General features: G+C 73.7%; 10 protein-coding genes. 5 read left to right on the top strand and 5 right to left on the bottom strand.

The genetic code is table 11. The annotated features are described in order from the left end of the window. Positions 1 to 165: helix-turn-helix domain-containing protein (locus tag ACFXAZ_RS22050; protein WP_384593749.1), on the bottom strand; the 165-nt coding region annotated here is incomplete at its 3' end. 155 nt (positions 166 to 320) lie between these two features. On the opposite strand from ACFXAZ_RS22050, the gene ACFXAZ_RS22045 reads away from it, so the two are divergent. Then, positions 321 to 1,124, top strand: coding sequence for a hypothetical protein (locus ACFXAZ_RS22045; protein ID WP_384593731.1), 804 nt, complete (start codon positions 321 to 323; stop codon positions 1,122 to 1,124). A 97-nt stretch (positions 1,125 to 1,221) separates the two neighbouring features. Here ACFXAZ_RS22045 and ACFXAZ_RS22040 read toward each other — a convergent pair whose 3' ends face one another. Together ACFXAZ_RS22040 and ACFXAZ_RS22035 are read right to left on the bottom strand one after the other, a co-directional pair. Then, on the bottom strand, positions 1,222 to 2,148 hold the full coding sequence (locus ACFXAZ_RS22040) for a UTP--glucose-1-phosphate uridylyltransferase (protein ID WP_384593728.1): 927 nt from the start codon (positions 2,146 to 2,148) through the stop codon (positions 1,222 to 1,224). Positions 2,149 to 2,233: 85 nt separating this feature from the next. Next, on the bottom strand, positions 2,234 to 2,692 hold the full coding sequence (locus ACFXAZ_RS22035) for an RrF2 family transcriptional regulator (protein WP_384593725.1): 459 nt from the start codon (positions 2,690 to 2,692) through the stop codon (positions 2,234 to 2,236). A gap of 1,254 nt (positions 2,693 to 3,946) precedes the next feature. On the opposite strand from ACFXAZ_RS22035, the gene ACFXAZ_RS22030 reads away from it, so the two are divergent. From ACFXAZ_RS22030 to ACFXAZ_RS22015, 4 genes are read left to right on the top strand one after another with little or no spacing between them, the layout of a single operon-like run. Then, positions 3,947 to 4,450, top strand: coding sequence for a toxin (locus tag ACFXAZ_RS22030; RefSeq protein WP_384593722.1), 504 nt, complete (start codon positions 3,947 to 3,949; stop codon positions 4,448 to 4,450). Further along, positions 4,447 to 5,721: an MAB_1171c family putative transporter gene (locus tag ACFXAZ_RS22025; RefSeq protein WP_384593719.1), complete on the top strand. Its 1,275-nt coding sequence runs from the start codon at positions 4,447 to 4,449 to the stop codon at positions 5,719 to 5,721. Before ACFXAZ_RS22030 ends, ACFXAZ_RS22025 begins: the two co-directional genes overlap by 4 nt. Next, complete coding sequence (locus ACFXAZ_RS22020) at positions 5,718 to 6,905, top strand: MAB_1171c family putative transporter (protein WP_384593716.1); 1,188 nt, start codon at positions 5,718 to 5,720, stop codon at positions 6,903 to 6,905. The genes ACFXAZ_RS22025 and ACFXAZ_RS22020 overlap by 4 nt, the downstream gene beginning before the upstream one ends. A 33-nt stretch (positions 6,906 to 6,938) precedes the next feature. Further along, positions 6,939 to 8,369 carry an NAD(P)/FAD-dependent oxidoreductase gene (locus tag ACFXAZ_RS22015; RefSeq protein ID WP_384593713.1) on the top strand — a complete coding sequence of 477 codons (1,431 nt, stop codon included), beginning with the start codon at positions 6,939 to 6,941 and terminating at the stop codon, positions 8,367 to 8,369. A gap of 481 nt (positions 8,370 to 8,850) precedes the next feature. Here ACFXAZ_RS22015 and ACFXAZ_RS22010 read toward each other — a convergent pair whose 3' ends face one another. Together ACFXAZ_RS22010 and ACFXAZ_RS22005 are read right to left on the bottom strand one after the other, a co-directional pair. Then, on the bottom strand, positions 8,851 to 10,089 hold the full coding sequence (locus ACFXAZ_RS22010) for a helix-turn-helix domain-containing protein (RefSeq protein WP_384593710.1): 1,239 nt from the start codon (positions 10,087 to 10,089) through the stop codon (positions 8,851 to 8,853). Between the two features lie 3 nt (positions 10,090 to 10,092). After that, positions 10,093 to 10,245: a hypothetical protein gene (locus ACFXAZ_RS22005; RefSeq protein WP_384593707.1), complete on the bottom strand. Its 153-nt coding sequence runs from the start codon at positions 10,243 to 10,245 to the stop codon at positions 10,093 to 10,095. Between the last annotated feature and the right edge of the window lie 305 nt (positions 10,246 to 10,550).

The following is a 10,550-nucleotide window of genomic DNA, read 5'->3' as shown; positions in this document are numbered from 1 at the left end:
GTTGTAGTTCACCCGCTCCTGCCGCGCCCACGCCTGCGTGCGTGCGGCGAGAGCCAGGTTGTAGACCTTCCGCACACAGCCGAACGTGCGCGACAGCTCCGCTGCCTGCGCATCGGTCGGACAGAAGCGGTACTTGAACGCCCGCTTCACATGGGTAGCCCTCACGGCTCACACACTACCCCACCAGCTTGTGACGAGGTGCGGGTAGTGGGGGGACGCCGGTACGCCCTGGCGGCGAACCGGCTTTCCCTGCCCCGCTCCGCAGGAGCTTCGTTTCCTCCCCCGGCTCAAGCCGGGGGTATCCACGAAGGAGAGACCCGATGAACGACTACGACCCGACCAACGCCACCCCGGCGCAGTCGGCGCCGGCAACCACGACGACCGACGTGCGCGTACGCCCCCCGCGCGCACGCCGGTTGCTGACCAGGAGGACCGGCGGAGCGATCGTCGCCGCCGGGCTGACCTGCGCGGTTGCCGGATTCGCCGGTACGTCGGCGGCGTCCGCGGCGCCGTCCGGCAGCACGACCTCGGCGGTGCTGGCGGATGTCACCCCGTCCCCGACGCCCACCGCGCCGGAAGGCGGCGCGGTGGCGGACCCGTCGGCGGGCGGTGCGACGGGCATCGTCGCGACGACCTCGAAACACGGCTTCACCTTCACGACGGCGACGGGCGTGACGGTCACCGTGACCGAGTCGTCGTCCACCCGGTACGCGAAGGGCAGCCGGAGCGCGACCGAGAAGGTGGTGAAGACGGGCGAGAGCGTCCTGGTGCTGGGCACGGTCGACAGCGCGACCATCGACGCCACCAAGGTCACGGTCCAGCCCAACGGCGACGGCGGAGTGGCCGCCGCCGAGGCGGCCGGGGTGATCGAGTTCCAGAAGGGCACCCCGTCGCCCGACCAGTCGGTGGGCGAGATCCCCGCGTACACCGAGGGCGAGGGCACCATCCTCAGCGGCACGGTGGCCGACAAGGCGGTCAAGGCCGCGCAGGAGGTCGTCCCCGGCGGGGTCAACGACCGGGTGGTGGAGCTGGCCAACGGTGAGTACGAGGTCCACAACATCAGCGTGAACTGGCCGCACCACGTGTTCGTGAACGAGGACTTCGAGGTGATCGGCTGGAACTGAGGCCGGGTGCCGTCCGGCGGTAGTGGCCGGCTGCGAGCGCGGACGTCCCGCTAGCCGCTGCCACCGCCGTCCGGCGGCTCGGTCGCCCGCCGAGGGCTCAGTCGTCGGCGGGCGCCGGGCTGTCCAGCCGGTGCACCAGGTCCCGCAGGAGCGGGCCGTACTCGGGGTGGGCCAGGGCGTGGGCCATCTGGGCCACCAGATAGTCGGCGGGGTTGCCGGTGTCGTACCACGTGCCGCTGATGACCTGGCCGTAGACCGCGCGGCTGGCGGCGTACGCGTTGATCGCGTCGGTCAGATAGACCTCGCCGACCGGCTTGCCCTTCTCCCGGGTCTCGTACCAGCGGCGGGTCTGCTCGCGCAGTTCGTCCACGATGCCCGGCGTGATGACATAGCCGCCGATGGCCGCGTACGCGGAGGGCGCGTCGGTGGGCTTGGGCTTCTCCACCAGTCCGGTGATGCGGAGCTGTCCGCCGCCCAGGTCCTCCTTCACGATCGGCACGCCGTAGCGCTGGGACTCGCCCCGGTCCATCGGCAGCAGCGCCAGCACCGGGCAGCCCGTCTGCTCATAGGCGCGGATCAGCTGCTGGGCGCGCGGCACCTCCGCCACGAACACGTCGTCCGGCCACAGCACCAGGACGGGCTCGTCGCCGAAGGACCGCGCGGCGTTCAGTACGGGGGTGCCGTTGCCGTACGGGCCGTACTGGTCGAGGTAGGTGATGTGGCCGCTGCGGGCCAGCCCGGCGACCTCCTCCACCGCGTCCGCGTACGCCGTCTTGCCGTCGGCGCGCAACTGGTCCACCAGGCCCGGGTTGGGCCGGAAGTGGTCCTGGATCAGGGACTTGCCCCCGCTGACGACGATCGTGATGTCGGTGATGCCGGAGTTCACCAGCTCCCGCACGGTGTGCTCGATGACCGGCTTGTCACCGACCGGCAGCATCTCCTTCGGGGTCGCCTTGGTCAGCGGCAGCAGACGGGAACCGAGCCCTGCGGCGGGAATCACGGCCCTGCGGATCGTCGGAGGCATCAGGTCTCTCTCGGTCGGTCGGCACGCCGGCCCGGCGGGCGCGGCGGGACGTCTCCGACGCTACCAATGCGCGGCCCGGCGCCGGTCACGGATTGATCCAGGACGCCGGGTCCGCCGCCAGTTCCCGGACCGGCTCCGGCAGGGACGCGCCCGCGATGTCCGCGATCGTGACGCCCTCCAGGATCTTGCGGACGTTGGCGCGCAGCGCGATCCACAGGGGGAGGAGCGGCTCCGCGGAGCCGGTGTAGGTGAGGGTCGTGGGGCGTTCGCCACGGACCGAGACGATCGGGCCGTCGACCGTGCGGATCACGTCCGCGACCGTGATCTTCGCGGCGTCGCGGGCGAGACGGTAGCCGCCGCCCCCGCCGCGCCGGCTCTCCACGATGCCGCCGCGCCGCAGATCGCCGAGGATGCCCTCCAGGAACTTGTGCGGGATGTCCTGGACGGCGGCGACCGTCTCCGCCTTCACCGGGTCACCGCCCGCCCGCACGGCGAGTTCCAGTACCGCCCGCACCGCGTAGTCCGCCCTAGCCGAGATCCTCATGTGCCCATTGTGCGGTGCGCCGCGGCCCGGCCGGTGACTGACCGGTGGCTGGCCGGTGACTGGCCGGAACGCCACGTCGTCGGCCCGGCGGTGCGGTGTGGGGGGTGGGTTCACGGCCGGGTGCGGTGCGCTGCCGGTGGGAGAACAGGACATCTGGCCGACCGGGTACGGGGACCGGGTTCGGCCGACGGCCACCGGGGCGCGGGACCCGGCTCCGGCCGCCCCTGTCCGGCCGCTCAGCTCCGTATCCGGCACGGAACCGGGCCGTCCGGGCAACGGCGCTTTCCGGCCGTACCGTTGGCGGTGGGCCGGTCATCGGGGGCCACGCGCGTGACGCGGACACTTCCAGCCGCGTAACCTCGGACAACCTGCCGGACGGCGGTGAGAAGGGGGTCCGATGAGCATCGCGGGCGCGCTCGCGCTGGATCCCACCGCCCTCACGGGCGAGTCGCACGGCCCGTCCGCCCGGACCACCACGCCCGTGCCGTTCGTCGTGTCGGCGACCGAGACGCCCGCCGTCCCACGGCTCCGGAAGGACCCGGGACCACACCGCCCCGCCCGCGCCCCGCAGTCGCCGACGCCTTCCCTCAACCGACTGCCGCCGCCGCCCGACCAAGACCCACGGCCGTTGCCACCCACCCGTGCCTCGCAATCGCTGCCGCCCGCGCAGGACCAACTGTCGCCACCCACCCCTGCCTCGCAATCGCTGCCGCCCACGCACGACCAACTGCCGTCACCCGCCCGCGACCGGCAGTCGCCGCCGCCCGCCCGAGACGAATGGCTGTCGCCGGCCGGCCGCAGCCCGCTGCCGCCTACGCCCACGCGCGACCCGCAATTGCCGACGCCCGCGCGCGACCCACGGCTGTCGCCACCCGGCCGCGACCCGCGGTCGCCAACGCCCGCGCGCGACCCACGGTCGCCGACGCCCGACGGCAATCCGCTGCCGCCGACACCCACCCGCGCCCCACGGCTTGGTGGCGGCCGGGTGCTCGGGGGCGGGTGCGGGCGGGTGGTCGCCGCCACCGGGCTCGGTGCCGTGATTCGCCGTCGGAAGGACGTCGTCGATCCGCTCCGGGAGATCGCCGCGGTGGCCCGGAGACCGCGGCGGCGCCCCCTCGTCCGCGCTCTCGCGGGGGTACGCTCGCGCACCATCGCCCCCGCGCGGAGCGTGACGGAGCCAGGCGGAACCTTCCGCCATGAGTGACCCCACCACCACAGCGACGCCGAACGACCAGACGACCCCGGGGAAGAAACGTGCGTACGAAGAAGGAGATGCGCCGGCTCGCCGACGCCCTCATCGCGTCCCTGCCGGCACCCGCGCCGGCCGACCCCGAGGCCCTGTTCGCCGCACTGGTCACCGCCGTCGGGCAGTGGCGGGGGCGCGAGGTCGTGCTGCACCGGGAGGTGTTCCCGCCGCACACCGCCAGCGGGCTGTGGCTGAACCGGGAGGCCCGCGACGACATCGTGGTCGACCGGCGGGCCGCCGTCTGGCACCAGATCGTGATCTTCTGCCACGAGGTGTGGCACATGCACCGCGAACCCCACCCGGCGGCGACCGCTGACGCCCCGGCCGCGCTGCGCACCGACTTCTGTCTCGCGGAGGAGCAGGAGGCCGACCGGTTCGGCATGCTGATGGGGCAGCGGCTGCGCACCCTGCTGGAGTCGCCGCCCGCCCCCGACCCGGACGGCGACGACGGCCCGGCGGGGCTCGCCGGACGGATCGGGGCGGCCCTCAACTACCGGGGGAACCGGGGATGAGCGGCCTCGTCAACTACATCAGCTGCGCGATGCTGTGGCTCGGCCTCGCGGTGAAGCTGCCGGACCTGCTCCGTCACCCCCAGGACCCCTTTCTGCGGGCGATCTGCGCGGTTCTGGCCCTGGCCGGGCTGTCCTTCGTGCTCGGGGCGCCGCCCACGGTGGGCGCGATCAACGACCTGAGCGGGATACCCAACCTGGCCGCGCCGATGACGTACGCGACGATCACCGCGTACAGCGCGGCCTCCCAGGTGCTGGTGGTGTGCTGGCGGGGCGGGCCCCGAACGCACCGGATCTCCCGGCGCTGGATCGTCGCCTACGCGTTCGTGGTGCTCGGCATCGCCGTGACGTTCGCGCTGGGCGAGGCCCCCGTGGAGCGCCGCACCGACCTCGACACGTACTACGCCACCACCCCCTTCATCGCCGAGATGATCGTGCTGTACCTGGTCGCGCATCTCGTCGCGGTCGCTTTCACCACCGTCTCGTCGCTGCGCTGGGCCCGCCAGGTGCACGGCTGGCTGCGCGCCGGGCTGATCATCCTCGGCATGGGCACCCTGTGCGCCTCGGGCTACAGCCTCTCCAAGCTCGCCGCGGTCGCGGCCCGCTGGTTCGGCCACGACTGGTCCGCGCTGGACACCGACGTCTCGCGCGCGGCGGCCGGTCTGGGCGCCTTCGTCACCTCCGTCGGTGTACTGATCCCGCTGGCCGGGCCCGCGCTGACCCGCTGGCTCGCGTCCTGGCGCACGTACGCCCGGCTCGCCCCGCTGGAACGCGAACTCGACGATGTGCTCACCCGGCGGTCGCTGCGGCTGGCCCGCCCGCGCTGGGCGGCGCCCGGCACCCGGCTGATGTGGCGTCAGACCAGCATCCACAACGCGCTCAGCTATCTGGACGCGTTCTTCGACCGGGTGCTGTACGACCGCGCCCTCGACGCCGAACTGCGGGCCACCGGCGATCCCCGGCGGGCCGAGGCCACCGCCTGGGCGGCCGTCATCGCCGCCGCCGCCCACGACGAACGCGGCGGGGACACACCCCCGGACGCCGGACGCCTGCCCGGCGAGGGCCCCGCCGCGGGCGCCCTGGTCGCCATCGCCCGCGCCCTGGCCACCTCCCCCCTCGTCGCCGCCGCCCGCCTCGGCGCACTCGCCGCCGACGGGGCCGCTCCGGCGGCGCAGGCCGGCGCGCTCAACGCGGCCGGGGCCGGGCCGTTGAGCGGGGGGTGGGGCGGGCAGCCGCGGGGCGGCGAGGGCCTGCGCGAGGGGCGCGGCGCATGAGCCTCGTGGTGTACCTCGCGGCGGCACTGCTCGCCCTGGCCGCCGCGGTGCTGTTCCGGCGGCCCCGCGCCACCACGCGCAATCCGCTGACCGTCTCGACCTGTATGTCCATCACCCTGGGCGCCCTGGTGTTCGTCTGCTCGGCCCCGATGACGCTGGCCGTGGTCAACGACCTCACGGGCGTCCCCAACTTCGGCGCGCCGCTGACCTACGGGCTGCTGTCCGCGTACAGCTGCTCGCTGCTGATCCTGCTGATCCACTGGCGGGGCGGGCCACCCGAGCGGGTCCGGCGGACGGTGCTGCGCTGTGTCACCGCCTACGGCGCGCTCATCGTCGTCATCGTGGTCCTCTTCGTGCACGCCGACGCCGATGTCGAGCGGCTCGCCGACCTCGACACGTACTACGCCACCACCCCGTTCATGCGCGAGATGACCGTGCTCTACCTGGTCGGGCACGGTGTGGCGACGGTGGTGATGTGCGCGCTGTGCCTGAAGTGGCTGCGTGAGGTCACCGGGCTGCTGCGCACCGGGCTGCTGCTGATCATGGCGGGCTCGGCGGTGGACCTGGTGGGGTTCCAGCTGGCCAAGTACACGGCGGTGGCGGCGCGCTGGGCGGGCGGCGACCTCGACTTCCTGTCCACGTCGCTGGCCCCGCCGATGGCCTCCCTCGCCGCGCTGCTGTGCTCGGCGGGCTTCACCCTGCCCCGGCTGCTGCCGCCGGCCCGCGCGCACTGGCGCTGTCTCGGCGACCACCGCAGGCTGCGGCCCCTGTGGACGCGGGTGCGGTCGGTCTCCGTCGCGCCTCGGCCGCCGGGCGGCTGGTGGCAGTCGCCGCGGCAGCGGCTGCACTGGCGTGAGGTCGCCATCCATGACGCGCTGCTGGCGCTCGCGCCCTACTTCGACGACGGCGTGCGCGAGCGGGTCCGGGACAGCGCGGTGCGGGCCGGGCGCTCGGCGCACGAGGCGCGGATGACCGCGGAGGCGGCGATGCTCACGGATGCCGCGCGGCGGGCCGCCGCGCGGGAGCAGCCGCTGGAACCACCGAGTACGTACCGGCTCTACGCCACCGAGGTCTCCGACAGCAGCGGGTTGGTCGAACTGGCCCACGCCGTACGGCAGTCACCGGTCTCCGACACAGCGCGCGAAGGTACCGTGAGGACTTCCCATGGCTTCAACCATGGCTGATTCTGATCCTTAAGGAGTCCCATGTCGCGTCCCATGTCGCGTAGAGCTGTCGTCATCGGTGCCGGGCTGGCGGGCATGCTGGCCGCGGCGGCCCTGGACGGCGTCGTGGACGAGGTGCTGGTGCTGGACCGCGACGAGCTGCCCGAGGGGCCGGAGCAGCGCCGGGGGCTGCCGCAGGGACACCACGCCCATCTGCTGATGGCCGGGGGCATCGCCGCGATGGAGGAACTCGTGCCGGGCGGGCGGCTGCGCAAGACCCTGCTGGCCGCGGGCGCCCATGAGATATCCCTGGGCAGAGGCATGGTGGCGCTCACCCCGCACGGCTGGCTCAGACGCTGGCGGCACGAAGGGCCGCACATGATCACCTGCACCCGGGCGCTGCTGGACTGGACGGTACGGCAGGCCGTCGTGGAGAGCACCCGGGTGGAGATCCGCCGGGGTCGGGTGGAGGGGCTGCTGGGGGACGGGGGCCGGGTGACGGGCGTCCGGGTGTCGGGGTCCGGCGAGGATGGTGAGGACCTCACGGCGGACCTGGTGGTCGACGCGAGCGGGCGTGGGTCGCGGGTGCTGAACTGGCTCGAACTGATCGGGATCTCCGGGATCACCGAGCGGACCGTGGACGCCGGGCTGGTCAACGCCACACGCGTCTACCGGACCCCGCCCGGCGCGGAGCGCTTCCCGCTCACCATGGTGCAGGCCGACCCGTACGCGTCCCGGCCCGGGCGCAGCGGGATGGTGCTGCCGATCGAGGGGGACCGCTGGATGGTGAGCCTCGCCGGTACCCGGGGCGGTGAGCCGCCCGCCGACCCGGAGGGGTTCCTCCGGTACACGCTCGATCTGCCCGATCCCATCGTCGGCCGGCTGATCTCCGGTGCCGAGCCGCTCACGGACGTCCGTATCGGCCACAGCACCAGCAATGTCCGGCGGTACCTGGAGAAGGCACGGCGCTGGCCCGAGGGTTTCGTGGTCCTCGGCGACGCGGTCGCCACCTTCAACCCGGCGTACGGGCAGGGCATGTCGGTCGCCGCGTTCGGCGCGCGGGTGCTGTCGGAGGAGGTACGGCGTACGGGGCTCACGGCGCCGGAGCTGGCGCGGCGGGTGCAGCGGGGGGTGGCCCGGACGGTGGACGCCGCCTGGACGATGGCCGTCAGCCAGGACGTCTGGTACCCGGAGGCGCGTGGCGGTGGCCCCGGGTTCGCCGACCGCCTGGCAGCGGCGTACTCGCGCCGCCTGACCGGGGCGGCGACGGGGTCGTACGTAGCGGCGTCCGCACTGTGGGATGTCACCAGCATGACGGCGGGCCCGGCCCGCTTGCTCCGCCCGGGCGCGGTACTGGCAGCGACGCTGGGCTCACCCCTGCCGCCCCTGGCGGGACCGCCGCTGACCCCTGAGGAGCGGGGGGTGCTGCGCGCGCTGGACCGCACGGGGGTTGCCGGGGCGGGGGACGAGGGCGCGGGTCGTTGAGCGCGCGGGTGGGTGCGGGTGACCGGGGCAGGATGCGCAGCCCGGCGAGAACAGGGTGCCGCCCGCACCCACCCGTGCCGCCCGGGGGTCCCTCTGGGGGAGGCACGATTACCCACGGACCAACGGAGCGCCCGGGGCGACTGCCCGCGGTTTGACGGGGGCGGCACGATTGCCCGCGGATTGACGGGGGGCTGCACGGTTGCTTGCGGTCTGACGGGGGGCTGCACGGTTGCTTGCGGTCTGACGGGGGGCGGGGCGGCTGCTCGCGGGCTAGCGGGGCACCGGCGGCACGCCAACGCCCCAAGGGGCGCGGGGAACTGCGCGACCAGCCCCCACCCACCCGCAGCGACAAGGCAACTGCCCGCAGCCTGACACCGCACCGGCGGCACGCCAACGCCCCCAGGGGCGCGGGGAACTGCGCGACCAGCCCCCACCCACCCGCAGCCGAACAACCGCCGCCGCAGCCCCAAGCCGGCGGCAGCTACGACTCGCCGAGTCGGCCCCGCAGCCGCTGCGCCCGCAGCACCAGCTCCAGTTCGAAGCGGCGGTCCGGGTTGTCTATCTCGTCGCCCCACAGTTCACGGATCTGGCGCAGGCGGTAGCGGACGGTCTGGGGATGGACGCCCAGCCGGGACGCCACCTCGGGAGCCCCGCCCCGCGTCTCCAGCCAGGCCAGCAGGGTTTCCGCCAGGCGGCGGCCATGGGTCGGGCCGCAGTGCACCAGGGGCGCCAGCGCCCGCAGGGCGAGGTCGTCGATCAGTTCCTCGGGCTGGAGCAGGACCAGTGCCTCGGTGTGCTCGGCGCAGAACAGCACCTCCCCGGCCGGCAGCAACCCCCGCTCCATGAGCCGTACCGCCGCCTCCGCCCAGCGCAGCGACTTCGCCGCGTCGGCCAGCGCGACCGGCGGCCCGATCGCCCCCGCCCACCCGGCGAGCGCCCGGTGCAGCAGCTCATTGCGCCCGGCGGCCCCCGGTTCGGGCACCACCATGCGCGGCTGTTCGTACTCCATGTCCAGCAGCACGCCCTGACCGACGGCCGGCGCCACCGCCTCCCGCGCCGGGCGCAGCAGCACCCCCACGGCCACCTTCCGCGGCAGCGGCCAGCCGATCCGCGCGGCCCGCTCCGCGAGCGCCTCGGCCGGGTCACCCCGGTGACGTTCGACGAGGAGGAGTTCCATCAGGCGGCGCTGGAGGCGCAGGCGTTCCCCGGCCTGCCGGGCCGCGGCCTCGGCGTACCCCCGTACCGACTGGTCGACCAGGCCGTCGAGATACTCGTACCCCGCGTCCACCAGCTCGTACATCGCCGGTGGCGGGATCTCCACGCGCTGCCCGATGTCGGCGAAGCGGCGCCAGGCCAGGCGTACGCCCATGCGGTAGACGGCCTGGAGCGAGTCCAGGCTGCGCCCGCCCAGGCCCTCGCCCCGGCCGAAGTCGTGGAAGACGCCCGGCGGGACCGTGGGGCGGCCCTCGGACTTCTCCAGGTGCTGGACGAACACCTCGATGGCGCGGCGGATGCCGACCAGCGCCATCGGCTCGCCGTTCTCGTCCAGCACGACGGGCAGATGCGGGTACTCGCGGCGGATCTCCCGCATGATGTCCTCGGCCAGGCCGGGGGCCTCGGCCAGGGCGATCGACGCGAACCGGCGCACCTGGAAGCGCGGTACGTCGTGCCAGGCGGAGCGGGGGGTGAGGGCGGGGGCGACGGCCGGGCGGGTGGTCACGGCTCAGCTCCCCTGACCTGCTTGCTCGTAGGTGATCAGTGGTGTGTTCGGTTGCTCGGGCGTGGCTTCGAGCAGCGCGACGACGCCGAACGCGGCGGCCACGGCTAGCACGGCGGCGGCCACGACGGTCAGTGATGCGGCGAGCAGTCTGGACATCGCAGGGTCAGCCTCTCTGGTCCTGAGGTCGTCCCACCCCTGCCTGTCGGAGTCAGTGTTGATGCGTGTGCACGTGCCGTCAAGAGGCCATACCTCCCGACGCTCATGAAATGACATGACGTCAGCTCCCCCGGGCCCCGAAATTGTCACCTCCGTGAGTAGCCGTACGGAACGTGTAAGCGAAAACTGTGCCACCCCACCCCCGCACACTCCGTTCACAGTCGACTCCCAGAAGGCACGTCCCGTATCCCCCCGATCCCCCGCATCACGTTCTCCGCGTTCCCCCACCGAGTACCGCACCCTGA

The sequence above is a fragment of the Streptomyces sp. NPDC059477 genome (assembly GCF_042749375.1).
Taxonomy (GTDB): Bacteria; Actinomycetota; Actinomycetes; order Streptomycetales; family Streptomycetaceae; genus Streptomyces.
Note: the sequence above shows the minus strand (reverse complement) of the source record. Positions and strands in the feature narration are given on the sequence as shown.